The organism is Bradyrhizobium sp. URHC0002, assembly GCF_054059515.1.
In genome coordinates, this window is the sequence record NZ_JBSSCF010000001.1 from 6,002,785 (window position 1) to 6,026,428 (window position 23,644).

Consider the following 23,644-nt stretch of genomic DNA (forward strand, 5'->3'; position numbering starts at 1 on the left):
ACGTTGGCATGGGACGGGTCCACACCGTCTGCAACTGATGCGCCGACATTGGCCGTAGGACCGCTTACGCGATGCTGGTGATACTGGTGGTGGCAATCGTCTGGCAGTTGCTGGGGTCGGCTATAGAGACCCGCCAGTCGCGAACCGACGAGGCCCTTGCGCCGAACTCGGTTCGGGGATTGGATGACCTGCGAGGCAGACCGACCGGGAGTAAAGCCCATGGTCAATGCGCTCGTCATCCGCCGCAACACCCAACTGGCAAAAGCCCAGAAGGCGCTTCGCGCGGCACAATATGTTCGAATGTCTACGGACTATCAGCGTTACTCGATTCAGAACCAAGCCGCCGCAATCGGTGCATACGCACAGCAAAGAAACCTTTCGATCGTCCGGACCTATGTCGACGAGGGACGCAGCGGACTGAGGATCAAGGGACGGCCGGGCCTGATCGAACTGATCGAGGATGTCCAATCAGGAAAAGCGGACTTCGACCACATCCTGGTTTATGACGTTAGCCGATGGGGACGCTTTCAGGATGTTGACGAGAGCGCGCATTACGAGTTTGTCTGCAAGCGAAGCGGCATCAAGGTTGCCTATTGCGCTGAACAGTTCGAAAACGACGGAAGCCTCCTCTCGAGCATCGTCAAGAACATCAAGCGTGTGATGGCGGCCGAGTATAGCCGAGAGCTTGGCGTGAAGGTGCACACTGGTCAGAGCCGCGTCGCAGCCCTCGGATATCGCGTTGGTGGCCCCCTCACGTTCGGACTCCGCAGGGAGTTGGTCGATGAAAGCGCGCGTTCAAAAGGCAGGCTTACGAAGGGAGAGCGCAAGGCGTTACACACGGATCGTGTGCGGCTTCAGCCGGGTTCTGATGAGGAGACCGCCGTCGTCAGATGGATTTTCCATCAGTTTGTCGTCGAACGAAAATCCTACAGTCGAATCACACGGGAGCTCAATCAAGCGAAGGTCACCAATCAAGGGCGACCTTGGACCGGCACCATGATTCGCATCATTCTTATGAATGAAAACTACATAGGCAATATCGTTTACAACCGCACTACGCGACCCATTGGACAGAAGCTGATCAGCAATCCTAAAGATCGATGGATTCGAGGTTTGGCTGTCATCGATCCGATCGTCGATCCGAACCTCTTCGCGCGCGCCCAGAAGATATTGGCCGAGCGGCGCATCCAGATCCCAGAAGATCAGATGTTGCTGAGGCTGCGGACGACTCTCCATCGAAAGGGCAAGCTGAGTTGGGCCATCATCAACAACACGCCCGGGCTTCCCTCTGCCGGCACGTACGCTGAGCATTTCGGATCATTGCGAAAAGTCTACGCCCTGCTCGGGTATGACACCTCGCGCCACTGCGACTGGATCGATCCTCGCGTTTTTTGGCCTGACGTGTTGGCAAAGCATGCCACCCAACTAGCTGAAGCGCTGAAAATGGAGCCAAGAATCAAGCAGGTCGTCGAGCAGAGACGCGCCAGCTTGATGGTGAATGGAAAGTTCAAGATCACCTTTCTGGCGGCGCGACGACTGCCAAAGAGAGGCCCAAATGAATCCCCGCACTGGAGAGCCTACCGCGGGGAAACATCCGCCGGCGTTCTGGTCGTACTTCGACTAAACGAACTCAACAAAGCCATTAAGGACTATCTGGTGATACCTGCTTCGTGGGGGACCGGAACCGGGGGTTGGGTCACGCTTTCGGATATAACTTTGGCCCGTGAAAAGGCCATGCACCTCGATAGCTTGGACGAGGTGATCCGAGAGATTAAAATGAGATTGATAGCGTCCAGCCATGCCGCGCTAGGCAGACCAAAGCTACAGAACAAGCGACGGAAACTAGGCCCCAAAACCAAGAACGACCGCGGGCCGCGCTGATGGATCGTAGATAGAGATAGGCACCGATTAGCTTGCCGTAATTTTTTCTGAAATCGCCGTTGAGCTTCGATATCTCGACAAGCTCTGAGGATTGATAGGACATGACATCTCCTTCGGCCACGCAAAGAAATTGCGTGCCGCTCTGCAGGTATCGGGCATGTGGGAATGAAACCGCTCTTAGATGCCTGGAGGAAGTCGCAAGGCCTTGGCGGTAGCTTGGCTTTGAACCACTGATTTGCCCGACAACGCAACCGAAATGTACGAGACCGTCGGCCGGATCTCCCGCGTTCCCCCTATCGTCGGCGCTGGCTTGCCCGGCTTAATGGGCGATTGCCGGCCTCATCGGTGGCACCGCAGTCGCCGCGTGATCTTGGCCTGAACGCCTGTCGCCGGGACAATTCAGACTGTGAGAAGCTTAGGCATACGGGGCGTCCCTTTCGTTAAGTGTGAGTTCCAGTTGCTGAGGAACTTCGCGTGTTGCTCAAAACTTCGTCTTGTCGCGCGCTAGCCGGTCCGCTTCACTTCTTCCCGCAGGCCATTGCGAGCGACATCGGCCTCGGTCACGGGCTACCCTCGCTCCATACCCTGTTGATTTGCCCCCGCCGTTTGCTCCAAGTTAGCGGCGGGGGTTTTTGCTTTCGCTCACGCAATGACTGATCGGCCTCAGTAGCCTCCCCGCTTCCCACATAAGGCCATCGTTGTGCTGCTGGTACGTCGCTGGCGCGTTCACGAATGTAGCACGCACTGATTGGACCGTCTGACCGCTGCTCGTTGTAGAGCGGCGTCATGGTCATCAGAAGGTCCCTGACCTTTCTCCGCGCTTTAGCTTGATTGAACCAGAGGTATGGCAACGCCAAGGTGCTCACCGCAGCGAAGAACAAGAATAAAGATCCGCATCCGTACTGCAGCGCTCTCACCGATGATGTTGCCTGAGCTTAACCCGAAGCCCAACATTGCAATTCGGGCTATTCCCGTGTGGGAGGTTCTCGGACATCGCCCGGCCGAATTGCCATTTTTTCCCGATTAAGTGAACCATATCACAACGTCCCGCTCGGGTCCGTCGTAGAATGTAGGTTGCGAGGATCCAGGCCATGACTGCGAAGCGCGTCCCTCGTTGGCTCACTATCGACATGATGGTTCTTGTGGTCGGGGCGGTCATCCTGATCGCAGCCGCCATGTGGTTATAGAACCTTAGGGCCGGCTGCACTTAGGGCGCGGGACCCGGCCAGTAGGAACGAACCTTCCCGATCTCCGGCTCGCCAACTCCCAGTGGCGCCAAGCTGGAGGCTGGGTATAGCGGCCCCGCTGTGGAGGGCGCCGGGGCCGCTCTTTTCGAACAGTCGCGCGTCCAGTCGATGGCATCCTCATTTCCGATTTCGAGCAGCGCGAAATCGGCCCGGACCTGTTCAGGCATGCCTGAGCCAGATTGAGAGTTGGTCTTCGATGCTCACCGAACAAAGTTGGCTCGCCCTTCTACTTACTGGGCTTGGTGGTTTAGGTATCGGCGGCCTCGTAACGGCCGTTATGCAACATCTATTGAGCCGAAGAGCCAGTAAGGAGTCCCTCCGATTTTCGGAGAGAAAGGAAGCCTTCGCCAGACTTCTCTCGGCCATTGCCGACCTCGACAGGCTTGAAGGAGATTCAACTGCCCATGCGGAGGCGACTTATTCGCTTGCTGTTGCACATGTGCAACTCGTCGCCTCTGAGCGAGTCTTGTGCGCATTGAAAGCCTGGAGGGACCCCGACCCGGGCAGTCCCGAGAGAGACAAACATATGCTCGAACTGGTCTCCGCGATGCGTCAGGACCTTGGAATAGCAATCGTGCCCTCTGGTAAGAAGCTCAAGAACCCCACCTGATCGACCGATCCATCTTGGTCTGCATCCGATCGTGATGCTTCACGACAGTACGACTGCGCCGATAGCCGGTATCGGGGTCGCTCGCCGGACTGGATCAAAGTCAAGAACCCGACCCATCACTCGATAGGTCGCGTGAAGGAGGCGTTTTCCTGTTTATGCCTTTGATCGATGGGTGGCAATGGGCCGAAAAGCCGTTCGATAGTGCGTTGACCATTTTGGAGATTCACGAGCCGGTAATGCGGTTGAAGCCCAAGGATTGGCGCAACCGTGAAAATTCAACGAGGCGGTTGCCCGCTGGAAAGATCACCAGGTCGCTTCAGCATCTTCTCGTAGATTTGGCGATACTCGGTTAGACCAATGATGTTCGGAACTTCAGTAACCGTCCTGTTGTCGTCGAAAATCTCGCGCATCATCAATCGCCAAAAGGAGCACGCTGGCTTAAGATTCAAATTGGATTCGAACATGCGAAGCAGGGCGGAAGCCTTGATCATATCCCCCTTCTGCGCTTCCTTCAGTTCTTCGTCAGTCATCATGTCCGCCCCCCAACCACCGGCCAACACAAAATCAATTTTGTCGCTACTATAATCCGGCTGGAGTTTTGCATACTGATCTAGCGTTTCCTTGGCCAAGTCGAAATGCGTCATGATGTTTCGCTGATGGCTTACAAGTTCCTTAAAACTGCGGCCATCATACTCCTTGTAGCTCGCGTAAGCGTTTGACCCCGCCGCCTTCCGATAGTCGATAATATTGGAAGAATTTAGGACTGCGTCATGTATTCGCCCGCGGCGAGAGATAAGCTCGGCAGAAAGGCGAGAGAAGTTCTCGATATCTGACCGAGCCGACGTCAAGCACTCCTGTCTCGCGGATAAAGCCGCTCCCCCCACTGTCAGAAATATTGCTGACAACAACCACAGTCCGAAAGGACTGTTGAAAAATCTCACCGCAGATGGCGGGGATCTGCGGTTCCGGGCATTTTGGATCTTGGCATATTTGGGCATTCTCGGCACGGGCGGACCTCGCGCGCTAAAGGAATGCAATCCACCAATGCACACTATGATTCCGACACGAGCTTTTTACAAGTGCATGCATCGCCGCTAATGCTGGCCGAGTCGATGTGGGGAAGATCAACGCGCCCGTCCTCGACGTCGACAACGGGACATCGGCTGAACATGTGACGGTCGTCGTCCGGGAGCACACCGCGACGAACCCACACAATAGGTTCGGGTTCTGCGCATGGGTTGGCGCCTTGGATAGGCCTACCGTGACTTAGAACGGCTCGCACATGCGTTTTGATAGCTGCCTACAGCTTAACAAGCCTCAGCGCTAATGTGCGTCAGCGCGTCCCTGGAGACATGACCGAGCTTGCTCAACGCGGGTGGGAGGAAAGTTTCGTCCGGGGCGGGTCGAACTAGCGCCGTCGCGCCGCGTCCCTGTCGCTCTTCCACGCCGAGAACGCCTTGAACGCGTCCAGCCTGACCTCCTCGCTTGGCGTGGCGTCGGGATGCAGGGCCTTCGCGATCAGACTGCTTGCCTTGAAGGTCAGGCCGCCCACGCTTGTGATCTCGTTGTTGTACCAGTCCCACATTTGATGAAGTTGGGATTGCAACTCCTTGTTCTTCTCCTTGAGGCAGGCAATTTCGCTGATCGCCTTGGTCTTGGTAGACCTCGCGGCACTCTCCCGGCGAGCAACTTCCGTCTCTAGGTCGAGTACGCGCAGGCGCAAGAGGTCATTCTCGGCGTGTGCCAGTGCCAACTCGGCCTTGGTGGTTGCGGCACGCACTGTCTCGATCTCCGCGTCCGGCACGGTGCGCCAGCGCGCCTGCCGTTCTGCATTGCTTATCATGATGAAACCCACCGCTTGGAAATCTAACATGATGAAATTCGGGAAAGCCTTTGTTTCGCTCCAGGCGGGTCAAGCCGCCAGCATTAACATTTGTTAGTCAGCGTCGGGGAAGAGACGGCGCGGCCCAGCCGCTGTGAGCTGGCGAGCTTGGTCACCGAGGGGTCCGCCAAAGTCCAACAATCAGGCGGCGATAGTTGCATTGATTCTTTTCTTAAGAGTTTCGCAGACTATGCGAACTTCGGATGTCATCAGCGAGCATTCCTCGATCTGCAAGAAATAGCGCTTGCCTTCCTCGCGATAGTTCGCCGCCAATTTCTTGATCTCGTTCACCGTGGCATGAACGCCGGCAACTGTGGCCTCGCACTTCCTGGCAGCCTCTGTCAGTTCGGCACCGAGCGCTTCGATCTCCTTTACGGCCGCATCATATTCGCGAACGACAACTTCGGCGGAAAGTCTGCCGACCTGATTAACGCCGTCCTTGTGCTCGACGTAGTCGGGCATCGGGCCTTTCGGAAGCGGATGGTCGTTGGGGACGATGTGGATCGAAGGTAGTGCGGGATGGCTGATTTGAATCAATTCGCCAATATCGCGTTCAATGTCGTCGGTTTTCGATAGAGGGGAACTGGCGAGAAGTTCTTCGGTAAAACTCATTTAGCAATGCTCCAAACTGTTGCAGGGCTAACGAAGTCCCGAAGGTCAAGCAAAATATTCTCGTTGTCCACCGTTTATGTCGGCTGCCATGCAGGTGCAGCGACATTGGAACCGTCGCATTTCTGACATAATAACGCGGGCGGGCCGTCGCAGGGCCACGGTTACGCGATACCGAGTGGCTCACAAACGCGAGCGCGGATGATCTCAGCGCCGGTGACGCGTTCCCCGGCGAGGATCTTGGCCTCGATCTCCAGCCGCACCGGCTCCGGCGTGGTCTGCGAAGCCAGTTCGACCAGTGCACGCCACCCGATTGCGCGGTAAATCTCGGGCCTAACACCGTATAGCCGGCAGACGCGCGCCATCTCGGACGCCTCGTTCGCGTCGTGGATATCGAACTGCCTGCGAACGGCCACGCCAAACCGCCGGTTATTCGGCATGGTGTCACGCAACTGTGCAAGCTGTCGCCCCAACTCTATCTTCCGCTCAACGATCTTCCCCTTCGCTGCCGCCAGTTCCTCCCGCCGTTGCCGAGCAGTCTGCCGCGGTAGCGCCACATCTGGCTTCTTCGCAAAGGCTGCGTTTAGCTCACGGTGGATCAGCGTGGCAACGCCGTACCTCTGCGGAACAACATCACGGTTCAGTTTCGCCTGTCGCTGGGCGGCTGCTATGTCGATCCCGTCGAACACTTCGAGCCATCGCAAGCCAGAGTCCGCCCACGCGGGAAACGCAACCATGATGTTCGAAATAGCGTAGAGCGCAAATGCGTCAATGCGCACTCGGCGATTTTCCGTCTCGGTGATGTCCGCAAGAGTTGGATGACGTGCCCCTCGCCGTGATCGTCGAGGATATTCTGGAGTGTTGACCCCGCGGTCGTCTGCCTTCCGCGTCATGAACCGCTATGTCGGCAACCTGCAGCCGACGCCGGGCGTGTTTCCGGATTATCCCGCGCCGGTCGTGCGCAACGCCGGCGCCGACCGCGAGCTCGTCTTGATGCGCTGGGCATGCCGCCGCCGCCGCGGACCAGCGGGCCGCCGGTGACCAACATCCGCAATACCGTCTCGCCGCACTGGCGGGGCTGGCTGAAGGCGGAACACCGCTGTCTGGTGCCGTTCAACAGCTTTGCCGAATACGCGCCTGAGCCGAGCCCCGAGACCAAGAAAAAGGACGTGGTCTGGTTCGCGATCAACGACGATCGGCCGCTGACCTGCTTCGCCGGCATCTGGAGCGAGTTCAAAGGCGACCGCGGGACGAAATCAAAACCGATCCCCGGCCCACATAACGTCTACGGCTTTCTTACCAGGTCGCCGAACGCCGTGGTCGAGCCGATCCACCCCAAGGCCATGCCGGTCATCCTACTGACCGATGAAGAGCGCGACGTCTGGATGCGCGCGCCATGGGATGAGGCGAAGGCTCTACAGCGGCCATTGCTGGATGATGCGAGGGGCTGACAAGGAAGACAAGCCAGCAGCGGCATGAAGAAAGCCGGGGCCATTAGGCCTGTCATTTCCTCTGTTCATTTCTGTTGACAAGCAGTTTGCAGCCGTTGACTGTTGCCTTGCAGCAACAGTTTTTTTGTTCCTCAGGCGGAACAGAATTTATGACTACACACCCGTCCAAGTGTGGACCAGTCTCTTCAGGCTTCATCGGTTTTATCGAAAGGATTTTAAACCCGGCTGGCCCGCAATGCGCGATTACATTTCCAGCGGTAGAGCCAATTTTCACTAGTCCGCTTTTGTAGGAGGATTTTGAGATGGATCGAATACTTAGGATCGTCGGTTGGGTGGTTGTCGCGGTTATGGGTCTCATTCTCTGGAGCATATTTCCAGAAGCTCGAACGAGCATCGCTTGCCTTCTCTCTGCAACACTCATCTTCTATGTCTTCTCTGCCGCCGTTAAACTAACCGTTGGGCGGATCGTCGGTGATCAGCTGATAGAGATACGCTGCGAAATGAACGCCATTGCAGAGCGCGTCGAACACATCGATCGCAAACTGGCACAGCGCCAAGCCGCAAGCCTCAGAGACGCTGCTCGAGTAGCGCCAAGACAAACATTTGCGATGCACCGACGATCGGCTTGACTTGTAACGCCATGAAGTGAACCGCCGACCGTCCAATTGCTGATCCCGAAAAAGCAGCACGACGACTGATGCAGCACGCCCACGCCTTCGAGGTGGTGCAAGGATGGCCGTATCTACATTGAGAAAATCAACGGTCCGTTCCTGTACGTCGATAGGGGCAGCCCTGCGGAATATTCGGCCTGACTGAAGTTTGCGATCGAACGCGGCTGGCTCGTACTCCATGACAGGACACCTTCGTCCGCTTCACGCAATCCGGCGCGGACCTGTTCGCTTAGTTGATGGTCGGCTGGATTCTATCCCGGCTCCCGACCCGATAAGGCGTGTCATCTGGTACGGGTCAAAAGGCGACCTTCGAGCGCGGCTGATTTAGGTCTGTTCATCCACCAACATCGGACATCGGAGGACTGCACCAGCACGTCTGAAATGTGCCACAAGCTGACGCATCGCAACCGTCCGAAAAGAGCACACAGATCGTCTGAACGTGGCGGTCCTACCTCCGCTGAATATTGATGATTACGCAGTTTGGACCTTGCCACATCCCGCTATTCAAGCATTTGTTTTTCCATCCGATGCAGGAGTTGGCATCCAGATCGACCATCTTGCTTCGCAGAGTATCATTCGGCGTGACGGGACTGTTGAAATAGGCAACGCACGCGGCAGCAAGTTCTGAGCATGTTGAAAGGGGCGGTTCGCGCGACGCGCATGGCGAAAGAACTTCTTGGGCGCTTCCGTCGAGGCCGGTGAGACACAGTGTCAGTATGGACCAAACAATAACGCGTTGAAAAAATCGCCTCATCGACATTCCTGCTGGCTACGCACCTGAGTGCGTTGGTTTTATATATTTTCTCTATCAACCCTTCGGGTCCCAGAATGCTAAACATTTAGTGAAACCGCGCGATGTCCGCTCTGGGTCAAAAGACGACCTTCGGCCGCGGATGATTTAGGTCTGTTCAACACCCAACAGCAGACATCGGAAGACGATCGTCGCGCCGGACCGACGCTCACGCCTTATCCAACCGGCTTCTATTTTCGAGCCAGTCCCTTAAATGAACTGGCCCGCAACAAGCCTTCCGACGTGACGTCGCGGTACTCAACATCGGCGTGGAACTTCGGCTCTACCCACGTCGCCTTCGGCTTTCTGATAGGTCTTGTTAGCTTGGACTTTGGGCTCACCACCGTATTGAGCTGCTTCCTGATTTGACTGGAAACAGTGCGAGACCATCCGGTCCCGACCTTGCCCATATAGACAAGGTCCTTGCCCTCCTGCTTGCCGAGATACAGCGCGGCGACCCCGCTTGGGTCTTTGACAAACCCGACGACTGGAAATTTTCCCTTCTGTACGGCCTTGATCTTCAGCCAGTCTCTGTTCGCTCCGACCGATACGGGACGTCAGCGCGCTTCGAGATGATGCCCTCCCAATTCAGCTTGGCCGCATGTTCAAACATTTTTCTGACCGTCGCCGACGAGATGTTCAGAATAGAGCACCGGCAGTTCGATGTCGTTTTCGCCGAGGAGATCTAGTAACAGTTGCTTGCGCTCGATTGCTGCGCGATTAGGGGGTCGTTTCATGCCATTGTTGATCGGTGATTGGCGAGGGAGGTTGGCTGCATGCACAGCAGCGGCTTGTCGGATACGCATGAAAAACAAAAGCCGTCAGGAATTATCTCCCGACGGCTTTGCTAGTTTGCCAAGTCTCTCGGCGGCGAGAAGCTTGTCCTCGCAACACGCGCATTGCGTTTCGGCAGGAAAAAAGCGGCCCCACGGCTTTTCCGTGGTTATGCACTGTTCGGCCTGTTTAAGTTGCTCAACTATTTTTCGCATCCGGCTGCGTTGGCAAACCCGCCACGGTTGTGTTATTCTAAGTATGCTCGCTTAGCCGATTCCCCAAGCCCCCTTCCCAAGTATCGGCGGGCGAGTGCGCAGCGCCCCGGCGCAGCCCACACCTATCTGCGCCGGGGTCGCCCCAAAAGGCTTGGGACAATTAGATTCGTCAGAGGTAGAGCGCGGCGACGCCCGTCGGGTCCTTCACGAATCCAATCAGAGAAACTTCTCGCGCTTGAGCGCCAGCTCCCACCACCGCGGTCCGCCTAGGAGTGGACTGCTCGGTTGGGCTTTGAAGATCGTTTGCTCGGCTCAATGAAGTCCAGCTCGGCTGGACTGACCGCCACGCTGTACGGTTGGCCGCCGAACTGCACAAATGCCCGGCGAAGGCTGATCGAGGTAATGACCCCGGTCTGTGGCTCACCCTCCTCGCGACGGTAGACAATGCTTCGACCGATCGCGGCTTCCCTCAGAACTATCATGGGCGGATCCCCCGATTAGTTTAGGAAGTAAAAACCTCAACCATCGCGTGCGAAAGTACAATTTTGCGCCACCGGCGATTGTGGTTAATGAGCGCTCGCCCTCCAGAGTGCCCTGTGGCACCCCGCGTGGGTGTGGCTTAGGATCGGGTGCTGCTTTATGCGAAAGGTGGCGCCGCTTGGGCGCACGACGACTACTGGGCGACAATTTCTCCCTTTAATCTGGCTGCTCCCGGTCTGGCAGGCTTTAAATTTGTGACCGGGGACGCAACGCGGTGGGGCTGGATGGTCGGCGTCGGTATCGAGTACGCCTTTGCGCAAATTGGTCCGTCAAGGCCGAGTACAACTATATGGATTTTGGAACGGAGCGCATTTTACTCACCCCCACCAGCAATCTGGCCGGTACAGTTCCATTCGACGACGACATCAGGAGAACGATTCAAGTTGTCAAAGTCGGCTTGAACTACAAGTTCGACTGGGCCGGACCGCTCGTTGGAAGATACTGACCGCAGCAGCCGCCTTAACTTTAGGGAAGCGAATGTCCGATCAGGTTAGAAGCGCAACCAAGCAATTCTCTAGCCAGCGCGCTGATGGTTTGCGGCTGCAGCATCAGCCCGTTTTCGGAAAATGCGACCAGCGTCTCCAGACATTGCTCACGATCGGATGCGGGGAATTTGAATGTGACCAAAGCGCCGCCGGGCATGCATTTCGAACCGGCGGCGTCCTTTTCTGAGACCGCGATTGGACCCCAGTCTTCCCAAAAAGAAGCCCGCCGGGTTGAGTCGGCGGGTTACTCTCGCGGGGACCTGGGCGCGATCCGCGATTGCCCGTGGTCCTACGGGCGATGAGTTAAGGAACGGTTGGCCAACCGCCATCGCTAGCCCTAGGGCCTACGATGCAGAACTCAGGATTGGCATCGCGAGTGTCACGGCCGCGCACATGGTCGAACTGCCGGATTGAGCTCTTATATAGGGTGGCAAATGCGCTCGCGCGCTGCCCACCATCGATCCGCAATAACTGCCGTGCATGTTCGCTTTGCCTACCCTACGAACTGCTGTATCAGGCCGCGTTTGACGCCTTGGTGTTGACACCCCTTCGAAGCGCGACCGTATTTAGCTTGGTGTTGGCCGCCTTTTCCTCGTTGAGGTTGGTCGTCAAGAAGCGGACCACTTCGTCGTGACCAAGCTTCTCAGCCCATGCGATCAGCGTACCGTACCGGCAGATCTCGTAATGCTCGACAGCTTGCGCGCCGGCGACGATCGCCGCATCTAGCACCGCCTTATCGTCCACTTCGCCGGCCACCTCAGCGGTTTCCTTGATCAGGCCATCGATGGCCGGGCATTGGGTACCGCTCGGCTGCTTCTCGAGCTTCAGGAACACCTTGTCCAGCCGCTCGATCTGCTTGTTGGTCTCCTCCAGATGCGCCTTGAGGCCTGCGATAAGATCCCGGTTGGTGGCTTTCTCGATCAGCTTCGGCAAGGCCTTCGTGATCTGCTGTTCAGCATAATAAATATCCTGCAGACCGTGCAGGAAGAGGTCGTCCATTGTCTTGATCTCTTTCGTGAATAAACCCATCGCATCCTCCTGATTGAATGCCGTTGAACGTCTCGCCAGTGCCATTGTTCCGAAGCCGCCCTCGCCGCGCGCACCCCGGTCGCCAATACCAGACGCTCGGCGGCGTCAGACCTGACAACCCCAGAGATCGCCAGGAACGAGTCACCCGGTCGGCCGTTTGACTTTCAACTTCGTTCTCGACCGGATGGATTCCAATGGATCGTTTCGTCGATCGGCGCAGCACGTCACTTTGGATGGACGTTGCAGTAGCTCCGCGCGGCACACCGTTTCAGGGCGGCAGCGAATGCGATGTTGTCATCGTTGGCGCGGGTATTGCCGGGATTTCCACGGCCTATGAACTTGCCATCGAAGGCTCCCATGTCATCGTGCTTGATCGCGGGAAGATCGCGGGCGGCATCACGGCGCGCACCAGCGCGCATCTGGCGCCGTTATGCGATGATCTGACGTCTGCGATGATTGGCCTGCGCGGCGAGGAGATATCCCGCCGGTTCTACCAGGGCCAGGCGGCAGCGGTGGATCGCATCGAGGAGATCCAGAAGCGGAAATCCATCGACTGCGATTTTCGTCGCCTCGACGGTTACCTGTTTCAGGCGCTCAACACCGACTCGAAAATCATCGAAGACGAGCTGGATGCGGTGCGCAAGGTCGGCGCGCCCGTCCATCGGCTCGTCGGCGTTCCCCTCGCCCATTGCGAGCAGCAGCACGTACTGCGTTATCCGCGCCAAGCTACGTTTCATCCTCTCAAGTACCTCAAGGGTCTTGTCGCTGCCGTCGAGGCGAAGGGCGGCAGCTTCCACTGCGACACGATCGTCGAAAGCTTCGAAGAGCGCGACGACGGCAGGGTCGTTGTCACGGCCGGCGGCGGAACGATAACGGCCCGGGCCGCGGTCGTGGCCACCAATGCTCCGATCGTCGATCGATTTGCGCTGCATACCAAGATGGCTCCCTATCGCACCTACGCGATGGCCTTTTCGATTCCGAAAGGGGCCATTCCGGACGCCCTGTATTGGGACACGCTCGACCCCTACCACTATGTGCGGCTGCAGCCGGGCGAAGGTCGTGCCGACTTTCTCATCGTTGACGGCGGCGATCACAAGAGTGGCGAAGCCGACGATGCCGAAGTGCGCTTCCAGGCCCTCGAGGCCGGGACGCGCGATCTCATTCCTGCCGCGAAAGACGTCACTCATCGCTGGTCCGGACAGGTGCTCGACACCATCGACTACGCCGGCTTCATCGGCAGGAATCCGGGAAGCAATAATATCTACGTGCACACCGGCGATTCCGGCCAGGGCATGACCCACGGCGTGGCGGGCGCCATGATCAATTCGGCCCTGATCCTCGGAAGAGAGGCCAGATGGGCCGACGTTTATGAGCCCTCGCGCAAGACGCCCGCCGCAATAGGCAACTTCCTGAGAGAGAACGTGACCGCGGTGAAGAACTTTGCCGAGTACCTCGCGCCGGGCGAGTTGAGTGATGTCAGCGATCTGAAAGCCGGACACGGCGCCATCATCCGGCAAGGCATGCGCAAGATCGCTGCCTATCGTGCTCCTTCCGGCAAGCTATATGCGCGCTCTGCCGCCTGCTCGCATGTGGGCTGCCACCTGCACTGGAATTCCTTCGAGACGTGCTGGGATTGTCCCTGTCACGGATCTCACTTTGCAGTCGACGGCACGCCGCTCAATGCTCCCGCCATCGGCTCTCTGGCCGAAGCGGACGTCGAGACGCGCTCTGCCGGCGCAGATCAAGACGGCAAACGGCAGAATTCACTCCATTCGGAAACCTGAAGCGCATCAACCAGAGTTCGGCGCGGACCACCCGCGACGTTCGACCACCCCGTGCTCTCTTGGAGAACCGAAAATGCTGCATTATCCCCGGCCTCCCTTCCCGAGCCAGCATCAGCCGATGCCCGGCAAGACTGCCGCGATGAACCCGGCGCCCGATCACGGCGAAAAATCCTACAAAGGCAGCGGTCGCCTCACCGGCAAGAAGGCCGTCATCACCGGTGGCGATAGCGGGATCGGCCGCGCGGTTGCCATCGCCTATGCCAGGGAGGGCGCTGACGTTCTGATCTCCTATCTTGACGAGCACGACGACGCCCGGGAGACCGAGCGGCTGGTGAAAGAAGCCGGCAGAAAGGCCGTTCTGCTGCCCGGCGACATCCAGGACCCGGGCCAATGCCGCGCGGTCATCGCCAAGGCCGTATCGGAGCTGGGCGGGATCGATATCCTCGTCAACAACGCGGCCCATCAGGCCAGCTTCAAATCCATCGACGAGATCAGCGACGAGGAATGGGAACTGACGTTCAAGGTGAACATCCACGCGATGTTCTATCTCACCAAGGCCGCGGTCGGCCACATGAAGCCGGGTAGCTGCATTATCAACACGGCCTCGATCAATTCGGATGTACCCAACCCGACGCTGCTGGCGTATGCAACGACCAAGGGCGCGATTCATAATTTCACGGCGGGTCTGGCACAGATGCTGGCCGAAAAAGGCATTCGCGCCAACGCGGTCGCCCCGGGACCGATCTGGACACCGCTCATTCCTTCGACCCTGCCCGAGGATTCCGTAAAAAATTTCGGCAAACAGGTCCCGATGAAGCGTCCCGGTCAGCCGGTCGAGCTGGCACGGCGTACGTCATGCTGGCCGATCCGCTTTCGAGCTACGTATCAGGCGCGACCATCGCCGTTACCGGCGGCAAGCCCTTCCTGTAGACGCACGAAGAGTAGAACGCAGCGAACCCCATCATCGTCCTGCACACCGTATTTGATGCGCATCGTTTCATGAATCCGACGAGTATGGCTGCACAAGCGCGACGCCCTTGCGGGCGGGCATCTTCGGAAGCAACGTGGCTTAAAAAATCAACGAGCCGTTTCTGTTCCGAGACCGCGGCAGCCCGGCCGAGTACGGCGCGGGCCTCAAACTGACGAGCAAAGGAAGCCCTCAAAATTTTTTGCGGCTCCCTTGAAACCAAAACCGGTTTTCCTAATTTTTTTGTCGCCACCATACGGTGGTGTCCGGGTGCCTGATCGGCCCGGGCCGGAGACGGGCACCGGTCGTTTACGGTGCCGCTCGTAACCAACTTGCTCATTGGAGGATTTGGCTATGCGCAGTTACAACTTTGAACCTCTCTGGCGCTCGACCATCGGCTTCGACCGCCTCTTCGATCTCGCGGAAGCGGCCGCCCAGCACGTCGGCGAGGACCACTATCCACCCTATAACATCGAACGGCTTGGCGAAGATCACTATCAGATCTCGCTGGCTCTTGCCGGTTTCTCACCCGCCGAGATCTCGGTGACCGCAGAGCAGAACGTGGTTACCGTTGAGGGCGACAAGGCCGAGAAGACTGATCGGGAGTTCATGTATCAGGGCATCTCGACCCGGCGCTTCAAGCGCCAGTTCAACCTTGCCGATTATGTGCAGGTGAAGAGCGCCGCATTTGACAATGGCCTGCTCAAGATCGAACTGGTCCGGGAGATCCCCGAGGCCATGAAGCCTCGCCGCATCGCCGTCACCGGCGTAGCCGGCGGGAACGTCAAGCAGATCGATTCTAAAGCGGCCTAATGGCTTCGCTCCGTGATCTCACCGCGCGCCGGCGCCCGGCGCGCGGCATCGCAACCTCGTCTGGAATAGGAGGGTACCATGCGGCCGACGACCGCTATCAAAGACAATGTCTTCGACATCAACGCCCTGATACATCCCGGCACGGTGTTCAATCCCCGGGACGTCGTAAGCCACCCCACGCTGACATCGGCCGAGAAGCGCGCCATTCTCGCCTCCTGGGCTTCAGATGCGTCTGCTATTGCTTCGTGCCCTGCACTCCGAGCGCCCAATGGCCTGAAAGCGCCGGTGACTATTGACGAGATCATCGGCGCACTTTGCGAATTCGACGGCAGGCCATGGGATCCGCCGGGAGGCAAACCCTTTCGGTTGCGGTCCTCCCATCGTGCACTTGCGGCGTAGAGCGAACGCCAAATCCACCGGGAGGGCGTACGATGAACACCACGGATCAGGACACGGTATTGCGGGCTATGGTGGATGCCAGGCGCATCCTCGCAGAACACAGCGCGCCAGGCCCGCATGATGCCACACGTACAGTGCACCGGCTCATCGCCGTCCTCGATAGAGATGAGGTTGTCCACGCTCTCGATCGAATGAACCGGCGCCGAATCCTTCGCCTTGTGGAATAGAGGCGCACCAGGAGGAAGGCCCGACACGACACTTCCGGAGCGCCGGAGTCCGCCATTGCAGGCCGTACCCCACGGGTTGGCTTTCGCCGGACCGGACCATCTCCGTGGTTGCGTCCCAGAGTTCTTGACAGTCTGCCGGTCGTGCATAAGTTTTTCGCCGGGGCATCGCCCCTCTAAAGCCAAAAGGGAAAGCTGTAACGACCGTCAAAGGATGACGACGATGATGGACGAAAACATTGCCCGCTTGCGAAGCCATCGCAATAATATCGCCCGCTACCGACGTTTGCTCCAAACCAAGCTCACGGATCTTGAGCGCGAATTTATTGAAAGGCGTCTGTCCGAAGAGCAATCGGATTACGAGCGTTTGGCGGCAGGCACATTCCCCATGACATTCAAGATTCCGAAGGCTCCCGAAAGGCAGCCAACAGCTTACGAGGCGTCTAAGGCTCGCTAGGAACGGACTGGTAACCGGTCGCGTTGACGCGGGGCGCCACGCCCCGTCGCCGCGCGCATTGGAGTGGCGGCCCCGTGTTCCGCTCCTAGGCTGGGGCCGTTCGACTAAAAGCGAAATCCTCAAGAAGCTCCGAACTGGGCAACCGGCCGCCCAGCCGAGTATGGCCTCAAACTCGCGATGGAGCGCGACTGGCTCCAGATGCACGAATCCGGGACCTTCGCGACCTTCACGCCGGCCGGCGCCGCGATGTTCGCTTAATTTGGGGCTGGGCTTGACGTGCGCAGTCACCCAAAGCCCCAGCATCTCACTAGATGGCTCTCCGTTTGGTTCCATGCGCATTTGAAATTCTGCCACGCGCCGTAGGAACCTCTGTGCACTTTGGTGCTTATCGCCTCGGGGAATAAGTGGCAGGCACAATGAGCATAGGAATTTCAGAGAACTCCGCTCCCAAAACGCCGGACACGAAGCCGCGCTGCCCAAACTGCGCCGCCTTCCCGTACCTGGTAACCAGCATGCTTGATACCCAGCGTGGGAAAATTGTGCGCTTGTACCGCTGCGGCTGCGGACAGCGAATCTGGGATGATTAGAAGCTGCGCTACCTGACCCCGCAATATTACGCCGGCCGGTTGTTCGCTTAAGCAGCGCGGCGTCGAGTCTTTGTGACGCGGCCAAGTAAATATTTGAGGCCTTCGACGGCCAGCTTGCGCTCGTCTTCGCCTTTATCGCTCAAGAATTTGGAAACCCGCTCTCGGGCTTCCAGTTCCTGCGCCGCTGTTATGTTGATCATCATACCGTATGCTTGCATCACGCGATCAACGGCTTCTTGCATCGTTGTAGGCTCCGGCTCCTGAGACGGAACTCCCAGGTCCGAAAGGAGTTCCTAGGAAAATCCTCCTTTAACGTCAAAGCCGCACGTCAGCGCCGCTCACAGCGCGAGCCGTACCAGCAAGCAACCGGGGCGGAGCGTTGCTACTCGCCCACTCAAACGCCGCCATATGAGCCAAACCCAGAAAGTTCCCTTTGTAAGGAATAATAAAGCTGTGGCGCGCGGGTCGGAGTGGGGCGCAAAATGGTCCCGTCGCCGCTCCATCCTGTGGCAGCTATCGGTGATGAGATCGCCCCTTGCGCTCCCGCCATCCTCTTTTGGAATGGAGAGCGCCATGCAGCGACGCCGTTTCCAAGACGTATTGACCATTCCCGATCGACTCATTGAGGAGGCCGAACGCTTACGCACGGAAGCGAAGAAACTGCCGCCCGGCAATGAGCGGCATGAGCTCGAACGGGAAGCCCGGCATGCCGAGACCGCTGCGCACCTGGACCATTGGCTGAAGTCGCCCGGTCTGCGGTCGCCGCAGTAAGAGGCGCAGCACCATGAAGGATTACCTCGCCTCAATCGACAAACTGCGACGGGACGCGTCGGAGGCCGCTCTAATTCGCGATCTCGCTACGGGCCACGCCAAACGGGAAATGTTCGACCGGCTATGCCAGCATTTGGATCGGCTGGCCGATGAAGTCGAGAAAGCCATGAACACAGCCCAAGCCCGGCAAATCGCTGGGGAATACGCCAGCGACCAGCGAGCAATTCTGAAGAAGCTACGCAACTGAGCAAGGACGCCTCAGTCGCCGCCCCAATACGAAAGGGCCCAGGGGCCTCGCTGAGGCCCTTCTTAGGCTGAGGTAGCGCACCCTGGGCGTTCCTAACGACCGAGCCGACGCTCGACCCGCTTGCGGCTGCTGCCGACTTTCTTGACCGCCTTCTTCACCGCACCTGCCGACCTCTTCGTCTTCTTCGCCGTATAGCGCACCTCGTAGTCCTGCCCACCGGCGACCCGTGCCCGGTCCTGCTTGCGCCCGCGACTTAATTGCTTCTTTGCTTTTGCCATCCTGCAATACCTCCCGCGTGATCATAGGAGGGGTTCCAATTCGTGCCGGAACGATTCAGCTCAGGTCAATTCAATCCCGTATTGTGTGGAGTTCATAATGCGTAGGTCAAGTTGGACGCCATCGATAATCCCGAACGACAACGACGAGACGGTCTACTTGGTGGCGGATCGCTTAGGTCGATTAGGCCGCACTTGGCGCGAAGCCGATTACGAAACCACCGACCTCGAGACGGTCATCCAAGACCTGCTGACCGACCAGTTCAGCAATCCAATCCGCGTTGTCGCCTTCAATACCGCCGAGCGCTGGTCGGAAGACGTTTCCGAAGATGTCGCCCGCGAATTGCGCCGGCGCTGCGATCTACAGATGCGCGAGCTTCCCTCTGCGATTTCTGATTTTGTGGCACGAGGATCACGATCGGCGTCAGTTGACCCTTCGGTTGGTCTGAATCAGTCTCGCGTGCGGTTGCCTATTTCTCCCGCATTCCAAACTCTACGTTCGCCCCCTGAATTTATCAGTAGGACGTACTCTTATGAGATGTGCTGAAGAATGCGCCATACTAGCCCTCCGAGGAGGGCTAGTATGATCAGCGTGCCGATGACATGGAATGAGTTCATTATTTGCCCCGTTTGATGAACGCCCTAACGAGTTGGTATTCATCGTGACGGATACGAGTGTTGAGGCAGATCAAACTAAGATTCGCTTTTTGCCTGCGATTTCCTATTTATCCCGCATGCCGACGCCTACGTTCGATCCCAGCATTCCGACGAGCGGGACCAAGGTTCAGGATCACACCGTCTGCGGCCCGAGCAATGTGTGGTAGTACGATTTGACGGTCCCGTAGCATTCGCAGACGGTTTCCTGCAGGGCTTCAAGATCGGTGATCTGAATGTGGCCTCTCGAATATTTTATCATTCCAGCCTGTTGAAGCGTGCGCGCATGCAACGTCACGCTGGTTCGCTTGACGCCCAACATCTCAGCAAGGAATTCTTGGGTGAACTGCAGATTGTCGGTGCCGGCCAAATCCCTTGCCCGAAGAAGCCATCGGCAAAGTCGCGCCTCCACCACATGAGCTGCCATGCAAGCAGCCGATTGGCTTGCCTGAGCGTAGACCGTTTGCTCATGACGAAACAGCGTTGACAGCAAGGATTGACTTTGAAGCGCCGCGCTTTTGAGTTCATTCACTTTGCAAGTCTGCGCGGGTCCGGCGAACTGGACTATGGCTCGATTGAGGGGAACGTTCCCGCCAAGAGCGGCGAATGCGCCGACGACCCCATCTCTACCGACCATCGCGGCTTCAATTATCTCTCCGGAGGAAAGTCCCACCACCAGCGAGACAATCGCCCCTGTCGGAAAGTAGATGTCTGTGACCTTACCTCCAGCCTCAAACAGAACTTGCTCGGTGTCCAGATGGACGGATTTCAAGTGTGGCTGCAGAGCAGTGGCGTCACTCTCGGAAAGAGAGGCTAATAGCAAATTTCCGGAATTGGGCATGTCATGCTCCCGAGTGCAGGCGGGAGCACAAAGAACTCTCGGTCAGCGGCGGGCCTAAAAAAGACTGCCGATAATGCACAGACGCTAGGCCTTTGAGGGGGGAAAGCGAGCTTTATTTTCAGCTATGTCGGGTACTGTACCGACAGCCATCGGGATCAGGGTTTGGAATGGACTTCTCGAGGTGCTGAGATGGCCCATTACGATCCGGAAACCTTGGTTATCCTCCGAAAGGTGCTTGATGCAGCTTGGGCAGATCTGCCGGATGGTTCCGAATCTGAAACCCTCAAATCTGAGATGGCTCACCACATCCTAAAGCTCGCGGCGGACGGCGAGCGAGACCCGGTCAGGCTTCGAGCCTCTGCCATCGTTAGTGCCGTAGGTGAGCCACAGCGTCTGGCCGAGCTTTTCGCTAGCCGGGTATAAAATTCACATAGTGGCTTGATTTGAAATTTCGGGAATGGGACAGGCGGACGAAAGCGGAATGCGCTTAGAATTTGCGATTAGTTTGTTGCGGAGTGTGCGCCATGGGCCAGATACGGAAACGTACAAAACACCAAACCACCTTTGCAGAGCGTCTAGCCGAGGAGGCCCGGCTGTTCAAAGAAGCGGCCGAAAAGCAGCTTCCGGGTAGCGAAGCGCGCGAGTTGCTTTTGCGCCGGGCGCGACAAGCCGAAACAGCTTCATACATGAACGATTGGCTGTCGTCGCCGGGGCTTGCGTCGCCCAAATGAACGAGTACCGCGCCTATGTCCTGGGACCCGACGGCCATATTCAGCGCCGAGTCGATCTAATCTGCGAGCATGAAGAGGCCGCTAAAGAGCAAGCCAAGCAGCTAGTGGACGGGCATGACGTAGAGCTATGGCAGCTTGATCGGAAGATAGCGACGTTCACTCGCAACCAGTAAGGCCGCCGCAATTGGCGGCCTCTTGCATCATGTCGCCTCTTGGCACTTGATGGACAATTGGACTCGCCAGACTGACGTCCGCTCTCGGGGGGTAAAGCAGACGTCCCATCTTGCTCAGAAATTGAAGTGCAAACGCGAGCTCGGGTGGTCCCGTCGCCCCCTGTTTGCCGAATCTTCTCGGCGCGGATCGATCTCACTTTCCGCGGCGCCAGGCGCGCAGCTCCGCCACCTGCCACGTCAGGACCAGCAGCAGCAGCGCAATGAGAGCAGCCAAAACAAATTTCAGCGCGATCAGAGACATCGGAAAGACTCCTCTCAATTTGCGCGCTGATCGAGAACGCGATCGAGCCGCTCGGCCATGCCGCGGATATCGGTCCGGATGCTTTCCACCAGGCCGCTGAAACGCTCCTCAGCCTGGATCAGGTCGCGATCGGAAACGAACTTGAGGGCGGCAGCCTCGCGGTAATCAGCGAACTCCTTTTGAACGCCCTCGAGCTTAACCTGCAGTGCCTGCGCGAGGATCGAGGCCGCATGTGCCGCCTTTTCGGCAGCGTCGGCCTTTGACTCGGCCTTGGTGATGCGGTCGGAGTAGCGCGTCCAGAATCCCAGGATCGAGACCGATCGCGACCGCCAACGATGCCCAGGTAACGGCGTCGCCGGTCATCGTCGAAAACGCTTTCGACGCGATGACGAGCGCCGCCGAGGACGGCCCGACATAGAACAGCGCCTTGAGGATCTCGTGCTCGGTATCCTCGAACTTGCCTGGCAGCGCGGCGATCTTCCAGGAATTGATGACATGCGGTTGCCACTCGAGCCAGGGCACGATGTGGAACTTGAACACCGGCACCAGGTGCCAGCTACTCGAGTCCAGAACCACCATCACCACGTGAAATGCAAACGCCATCGCGATGATGAAGCCGGCCAGGCCGAACGGCCCCCATGCGCCTTGCGATTTCTGGACGTCGGCGCGCTGGCCGCCGGCGGCATTGGATGCGTTCGCGATGGTGCCGGCCAGTTGGTTGCCAGCATCGTTTTCGTTGCGCTGGCGCGTGGTGTTGTCGGCATGAATGTCGGTGATGATCTTGCCGCCCGTGCCGAGCAACATATTCAAGCCGCTCAGCGCGGTCGAGCCGATGAATTTTGCAAGCCAGTTCATCGGCATTAGCTAAGGGACGGTGCATAGATCGGTCTACCGGAGCAGCGCGTGCGCTGTGAATGGCTGACCTTGAAAAGGTCTCCCTCCGCTGAGTTCGAGCGTCTCGGGAAAGCACTTCTGCAAAAGCGCCAAGCCCAACTGCGAAGGTCCGCTAAGGGTCTTTCGGGTCGGTTTCCGCTCTACCCCCATAAACAGACATCGTTACTGTCCGTCGGCATGTCTCGAATGTGCCAACAACGGACTCATGCACTGCCAGCAAACGCACATGGTTATTCGACGGGCGGCGCAAAACATGCTAGTTTCTAAAGCTCGGAGCTTTCCATGATCGGGAGCGACGTATGCTAGGGCGCCGTTTTGCGTTGCTTGCGGTTGCTGGGGCCGCGATCTGGTCGGTTGCGGCGCAAGCGCAATCCTATCCAGCGCGGCCCATCACCATCGTGGTGCCCTACTCGGCCGGTGGCGTGTTCGACACGATAACCCGTATCATCGGAGAGCGCATGGGCGAGGTGCTCGGCCAATCAATGATCGTGGAGAACGTGACTGGCGCAGGGGGCATCATCGGCGTCCAACGCGCGATCAACGCCAAGCCGGACGGCTATACAGTTCTGCTCGGGACCGTCGGCACCCACGCCTACAATCAATCGATATACCGAAAGCGCCGCTATGATGCAGTGAGCGACTTCACCCCCGTCACGCTTTTCTCTGACCAGCCGATGGTGCTGGAAGGCCGCAAGGATCTACCCGCTGAAAACCTTGCGGAATTTACCGCGCTGCTGAAACAGAACGGCACGAAGGTGCAATACGGCTCGGCAGGTGTTGGATCGACCACGCATCTTGCTTGCGCGCTGCTCAACGCGAGGATCGGCGTCGACGTGCCCCACGTTCCCTATCGGGGTGGCGGGCCTGCCGCGAACGACCTGATCGGCGGCCACATCGATTATATGTGCGGCAACATAGGTACCGTTGTGGCGCGCGCCGCCGCAAAGCAGTCGAAGCCCCTCGCGCTGTTGTCGCGCGAGCGAACACCGCTGATGCCCGAGCTTGCGACCGCGCACGAGCAGGGTATCACGGACTACGATGTCGTGACTTGGACGGCTTTCTTCCTGCCGAAAGGCGCGCCGAAGGACATTGTGGCCAAGCTGAACGAGGCAACCCATGTCGCAATGGATACGCCTGCAATCAAGACACGGTTTAACGCCATCGGCGTGGTCGGCGTTGCACCTGAGCGGCGCGGGCCCGAATACCTTGCCAAATATGTGGTTGAGGAGATCGCGCGCTGGGAAGGTCCCATCAAGGCTGCTGGTTTGCAGGCAGACTGATGCTGGCTTCTGTGCGTCTGCGCCCACACGGAATGGCAGCTCTGGGTCAAATTCAGAAGTCC

General features: G+C 58.1%; 24 protein-coding genes and 2 pseudogenes. 14 read left to right on the top strand and 12 right to left on the bottom strand.

What is annotated here, in order from left to right; translation table 11 throughout:
• Nucleotides 1-219 precede the first annotated feature (219 nt).
• Complete coding sequence (locus tag ACVWVY_RS29365) at nucleotides 220-1,881, top strand: recombinase family protein (RefSeq protein WP_456629643.1); 1,662 nt, start codon at nucleotides 220-222, stop codon at nucleotides 1,879-1,881.
• A 1,443-nt stretch (nucleotides 1,882-3,324) separates the two neighbouring features.
• The gene (locus ACVWVY_RS29370) at nucleotides 3,325-3,738 is read left to right on the top strand and encodes a hypothetical protein (RefSeq protein WP_456629644.1); all 414 of its coding nucleotides are present in this window, start codon (nucleotides 3,325-3,327) and stop codon (nucleotides 3,736-3,738) included.
• Between the two features lie 275 nt (nucleotides 3,739-4,013).
• Here ACVWVY_RS29370 and ACVWVY_RS29375 read toward each other — a convergent pair whose 3' ends face one another.
• The 4 genes from ACVWVY_RS29375 to ACVWVY_RS29390 form a co-directional block, all read right to left on the bottom strand.
• Nucleotides 4,014-4,382, bottom strand: coding sequence for a hypothetical protein (locus ACVWVY_RS29375; RefSeq protein ID WP_456629645.1), 369 nt, complete (start codon nucleotides 4,380-4,382; stop codon nucleotides 4,014-4,016).
• A gap of 764 nt (nucleotides 4,383-5,146) precedes the next feature.
• Nucleotides 5,147-5,593 (bottom strand): hypothetical protein, encoded by a 447-nt coding sequence (locus ACVWVY_RS29380; RefSeq protein ID WP_456629646.1) that lies wholly within the window; start codon nucleotides 5,591-5,593, stop codon nucleotides 5,147-5,149.
• A gap of 168 nt (nucleotides 5,594-5,761) precedes the next feature.
• Nucleotides 5,762-6,232 carry a hypothetical protein gene (locus tag ACVWVY_RS29385; protein ID WP_456629647.1) on the bottom strand — a complete coding sequence of 157 codons (471 nt, stop codon included), beginning with the start codon at nucleotides 6,230-6,232 and terminating at the stop codon, nucleotides 5,762-5,764.
• A 161-nt stretch (nucleotides 6,233-6,393) separates the two neighbouring features.
• Nucleotides 6,394-6,933: a hypothetical protein gene (locus tag ACVWVY_RS29390; RefSeq protein ID WP_456629648.1), complete on the bottom strand. Its 540-nt coding sequence runs from the start codon at nucleotides 6,931-6,933 to the stop codon at nucleotides 6,394-6,396.
• 187 nt (nucleotides 6,934-7,120) lie between these two features.
• On the opposite strand from ACVWVY_RS29390, the pseudogene ACVWVY_RS29395 reads away from it, so the two are divergent.
• Together ACVWVY_RS29395 and ACVWVY_RS29400 are read left to right on the top strand one after the other, a co-directional pair.
• Nucleotides 7,121-7,708 (top strand): annotated as a pseudogene (locus tag ACVWVY_RS29395) (SOS response-associated peptidase family protein).
• Nucleotides 7,709-7,982: 274 nt separating this feature from the next.
• Complete coding sequence (locus ACVWVY_RS29400) at nucleotides 7,983-8,309, top strand: hypothetical protein (RefSeq protein WP_456629649.1); 327 nt, start codon at nucleotides 7,983-7,985, stop codon at nucleotides 8,307-8,309.
• A gap of 1,023 nt (nucleotides 8,310-9,332) precedes the next feature.
• On the opposite strand, the gene ACVWVY_RS29405 is transcribed toward ACVWVY_RS29400, so the two are convergent.
• The 4 genes from ACVWVY_RS29405 to ACVWVY_RS29420 form a co-directional block, all read right to left on the bottom strand.
• Nucleotides 9,333-9,665, bottom strand: coding sequence for an ATP dependent DNA ligase (locus ACVWVY_RS29405; protein WP_456632335.1), 333 nt, complete (start codon nucleotides 9,663-9,665; stop codon nucleotides 9,333-9,335).
• An 81-nt stretch (nucleotides 9,666-9,746) separates the two neighbouring features.
• Nucleotides 9,747-9,947 (bottom strand): hypothetical protein, encoded by a 201-nt coding sequence (locus ACVWVY_RS29410; protein ID WP_456629650.1) that lies wholly within the window; start codon nucleotides 9,945-9,947, stop codon nucleotides 9,747-9,749.
• Between the two features lie 1,188 nt (nucleotides 9,948-11,135).
• The gene (locus tag ACVWVY_RS29415; protein ID WP_456629651.1) at nucleotides 11,136-11,312 is read right to left on the bottom strand and encodes a hypothetical protein; all 177 of its coding nucleotides are present in this window, start codon (nucleotides 11,310-11,312) and stop codon (nucleotides 11,136-11,138) included.
• Nucleotides 11,313-11,668: 356 nt separating this feature from the next.
• Nucleotides 11,669-12,184 (bottom strand): YciE/YciF ferroxidase family protein, encoded by a 516-nt coding sequence (locus ACVWVY_RS29420; protein WP_456629652.1) that lies wholly within the window; start codon nucleotides 12,182-12,184, stop codon nucleotides 11,669-11,671.
• A 194-nt stretch (nucleotides 12,185-12,378) separates the two neighbouring features.
• Between ACVWVY_RS29420 and ACVWVY_RS29425 the strand changes: the two genes are divergently transcribed.
• The 5 genes and pseudogenes from ACVWVY_RS29425 (at nucleotide 12,379) to ACVWVY_RS29445 (ending at nucleotide 16,828) form a co-directional block, all read left to right on the top strand.
• Entirely contained in the window at nucleotides 12,379-13,968 is a 1,590-nt protein-coding gene (locus tag ACVWVY_RS29425; RefSeq protein WP_456629653.1) for an FAD-dependent oxidoreductase, read from the top strand.
• 73 nt (nucleotides 13,969-14,041) lie between these two features.
• Nucleotides 14,042-14,898 (top strand): annotated as a pseudogene (locus tag ACVWVY_RS29430) (SDR family oxidoreductase).
• Nucleotides 14,899-15,289: 391 nt separating this feature from the next.
• Entirely contained in the window at nucleotides 15,290-15,748 is a 459-nt protein-coding gene (locus ACVWVY_RS29435) for an Hsp20 family protein (protein ID WP_456629654.1), read from the top strand.
• 78 nt (nucleotides 15,749-15,826) lie between these two features.
• On the top strand, nucleotides 15,827-16,147 hold the full coding sequence (locus ACVWVY_RS29440; RefSeq protein WP_456629655.1) for a hypothetical protein: 321 nt from the start codon (nucleotides 15,827-15,829) through the stop codon (nucleotides 16,145-16,147).
• Nucleotides 16,148-16,594: 447 nt separating this feature from the next.
• Nucleotides 16,595-16,828, top strand: coding sequence for a hypothetical protein (locus ACVWVY_RS29445; RefSeq protein ID WP_456629656.1), 234 nt, complete (start codon nucleotides 16,595-16,597; stop codon nucleotides 16,826-16,828).
• Nucleotides 16,829-17,462: 634 nt separating this feature from the next.
• Here the strand turns inward: ACVWVY_RS29445 and ACVWVY_RS29450 are convergent.
• Entirely contained in the window at nucleotides 17,463-17,657 is a 195-nt protein-coding gene (locus ACVWVY_RS29450) for a hypothetical protein (protein WP_456629657.1), read from the bottom strand.
• Nucleotides 17,658-17,988: 331 nt separating this feature from the next.
• On the opposite strand from ACVWVY_RS29450, the gene ACVWVY_RS29455 reads away from it, so the two are divergent.
• Both ACVWVY_RS29455 and ACVWVY_RS29460 read left to right on the top strand, forming a co-directional pair.
• Nucleotides 17,989-18,186 (top strand): hypothetical protein, encoded by a 198-nt coding sequence (locus ACVWVY_RS29455; RefSeq protein WP_456629658.1) that lies wholly within the window; start codon nucleotides 17,989-17,991, stop codon nucleotides 18,184-18,186.
• A 13-nt stretch (nucleotides 18,187-18,199) separates the two neighbouring features.
• Complete coding sequence (locus ACVWVY_RS29460; protein ID WP_456629659.1) at nucleotides 18,200-18,433, top strand: hypothetical protein; 234 nt, start codon at nucleotides 18,200-18,202, stop codon at nucleotides 18,431-18,433.
• A 92-nt stretch (nucleotides 18,434-18,525) separates the two neighbouring features.
• Here ACVWVY_RS29460 and ACVWVY_RS29465 read toward each other — a convergent pair whose 3' ends face one another.
• On the bottom strand, nucleotides 18,526-18,711 hold the full coding sequence (locus ACVWVY_RS29465; RefSeq protein WP_456629660.1) for a DUF3606 domain-containing protein: 186 nt from the start codon (nucleotides 18,709-18,711) through the stop codon (nucleotides 18,526-18,528).
• A gap of 97 nt (nucleotides 18,712-18,808) precedes the next feature.
• On the opposite strand from ACVWVY_RS29465, the gene ACVWVY_RS29470 reads away from it, so the two are divergent.
• The gene (locus tag ACVWVY_RS29470) at nucleotides 18,809-19,255 is read left to right on the top strand and encodes a hypothetical protein (RefSeq protein WP_456629661.1); all 447 of its coding nucleotides are present in this window, start codon (nucleotides 18,809-18,811) and stop codon (nucleotides 19,253-19,255) included.
• Between the two features lie 243 nt (nucleotides 19,256-19,498).
• Here the strand turns inward: ACVWVY_RS29470 and ACVWVY_RS29475 are convergent, their stop codons facing one another.
• Nucleotides 19,499-20,203 carry a Crp/Fnr family transcriptional regulator gene (locus tag ACVWVY_RS29475; RefSeq protein WP_456629662.1) on the bottom strand — a complete coding sequence of 235 codons (705 nt, stop codon included), beginning with the start codon at nucleotides 20,201-20,203 and terminating at the stop codon, nucleotides 19,499-19,501.
• Between the two features lie 524 nt (nucleotides 20,204-20,727).
• On the opposite strand from ACVWVY_RS29475, the gene ACVWVY_RS29480 reads away from it, so the two are divergent.
• Nucleotides 20,728-20,934 carry a hypothetical protein gene (locus ACVWVY_RS29480; protein ID WP_456629663.1) on the top strand — a complete coding sequence of 69 codons (207 nt, stop codon included), beginning with the start codon at nucleotides 20,728-20,730 and terminating at the stop codon, nucleotides 20,932-20,934.
• Between the two features lie 669 nt (nucleotides 20,935-21,603).
• On the opposite strand, the gene ACVWVY_RS29485 is transcribed toward ACVWVY_RS29480, so the two are convergent.
• Nucleotides 21,604-22,263 carry a hypothetical protein gene (locus ACVWVY_RS29485; protein WP_456629664.1) on the bottom strand — a complete coding sequence of 220 codons (660 nt, stop codon included), beginning with the start codon at nucleotides 22,261-22,263 and terminating at the stop codon, nucleotides 21,604-21,606.
• A gap of 338 nt (nucleotides 22,264-22,601) precedes the next feature.
• On the opposite strand from ACVWVY_RS29485, the gene ACVWVY_RS29490 reads away from it, so the two are divergent.
• Nucleotides 22,602-23,582 (top strand): Bug family tripartite tricarboxylate transporter substrate binding protein, encoded by a 981-nt coding sequence (locus ACVWVY_RS29490; protein ID WP_456629665.1) that lies wholly within the window; start codon nucleotides 22,602-22,604, stop codon nucleotides 23,580-23,582.
• The last annotated feature ends 62 nt before the right edge of the window (nucleotides 23,583-23,644 follow it).

What these genes read in the sequence shown, in the direction of transcription:
- ACVWVY_RS29365 (WP_456629643.1), top strand. Translation starts at nt 220, where the DNA reads ATGGTCAATGCGCTCGTCATCCGCCGCAACACCCAACTGGCAAAAGCC.
- ACVWVY_RS29370 (WP_456629644.1), top strand. Translation starts at nt 3,325, where the DNA reads ATGCTCACCGAACAAAGTTGGCTCGCCCTTCTACTTACTGGGCTTGGT.
- ACVWVY_RS29375 (WP_456629645.1), bottom strand. Translation starts at nt 4,382, where the DNA reads ATGACGCATTTCGACTTGGCCAAGGAAACGCTAGATCAGTATGCAAAA.
- ACVWVY_RS29385 (WP_456629647.1), bottom strand. Translation starts at nt 6,232, where the DNA reads ATGAGTTTTACCGAAGAACTTCTCGCCAGTTCCCCTCTATCGAAAACC.
- ACVWVY_RS29400 (WP_456629649.1), top strand. Translation starts at nt 7,983, where the DNA reads ATGGATCGAATACTTAGGATCGTCGGTTGGGTGGTTGTCGCGGTTATG.
- ACVWVY_RS29410 (WP_456629650.1), bottom strand. Translation starts at nt 9,947, where the DNA reads ATGCGTATCCGACAAGCCGCTGCTGTGCATGCAGCCAACCTCCCTCGC.
- ACVWVY_RS29415 (WP_456629651.1), bottom strand. Translation starts at nt 11,312, where the DNA reads ATGCCCGGCGGCGCTTTGGTCACATTCAAATTCCCCGCATCCGATCGT.
- ACVWVY_RS29420 (WP_456629652.1), bottom strand. Translation starts at nt 12,184, where the DNA reads ATGGGTTTATTCACGAAAGAGATCAAGACAATGGACGACCTCTTCCTG.
- ACVWVY_RS29425 (WP_456629653.1), top strand. Translation starts at nt 12,379, where the DNA reads ATGGATCGTTTCGTCGATCGGCGCAGCACGTCACTTTGGATGGACGTT.
- ACVWVY_RS29435 (WP_456629654.1), top strand. Translation starts at nt 15,290, where the DNA reads ATGCGCAGTTACAACTTTGAACCTCTCTGGCGCTCGACCATCGGCTTC.
- ACVWVY_RS29440 (WP_456629655.1), top strand. Translation starts at nt 15,827, where the DNA reads ATGCGGCCGACGACCGCTATCAAAGACAATGTCTTCGACATCAACGCC.
- ACVWVY_RS29445 (WP_456629656.1), top strand. Translation starts at nt 16,595, where the DNA reads ATGATGGACGAAAACATTGCCCGCTTGCGAAGCCATCGCAATAATATC.
- ACVWVY_RS29450 (WP_456629657.1), bottom strand. Translation starts at nt 17,657, where the DNA reads ATGCAAGAAGCCGTTGATCGCGTGATGCAAGCATACGGTATGATGATC.
- ACVWVY_RS29455 (WP_456629658.1), top strand. Translation starts at nt 17,989, where the DNA reads ATGCAGCGACGCCGTTTCCAAGACGTATTGACCATTCCCGATCGACTC.
- ACVWVY_RS29460 (WP_456629659.1), top strand. Translation starts at nt 18,200, where the DNA reads ATGAAGGATTACCTCGCCTCAATCGACAAACTGCGACGGGACGCGTCG.
- ACVWVY_RS29465 (WP_456629660.1), bottom strand. Translation starts at nt 18,711, where the DNA reads ATGGCAAAAGCAAAGAAGCAATTAAGTCGCGGGCGCAAGCAGGACCGG.
- ACVWVY_RS29470 (WP_456629661.1), top strand. Translation starts at nt 18,809, where the DNA reads ATGCGTAGGTCAAGTTGGACGCCATCGATAATCCCGAACGACAACGAC.
- ACVWVY_RS29475 (WP_456629662.1), bottom strand. Translation starts at nt 20,203, where the DNA reads ATGCCCAATTCCGGAAATTTGCTATTAGCCTCTCTTTCCGAGAGTGAC.
- ACVWVY_RS29480 (WP_456629663.1), top strand. Translation starts at nt 20,728, where the DNA reads ATGGGCCAGATACGGAAACGTACAAAACACCAAACCACCTTTGCAGAG.
- ACVWVY_RS29485 (WP_456629664.1), bottom strand. Translation starts at nt 22,263, where the DNA reads ATGAACTGGCTTGCAAAATTCATCGGCTCGACCGCGCTGAGCGGCTTG.
- ACVWVY_RS29490 (WP_456629665.1), top strand. Translation starts at nt 22,602, where the DNA reads ATGCTAGGGCGCCGTTTTGCGTTGCTTGCGGTTGCTGGGGCCGCGATC.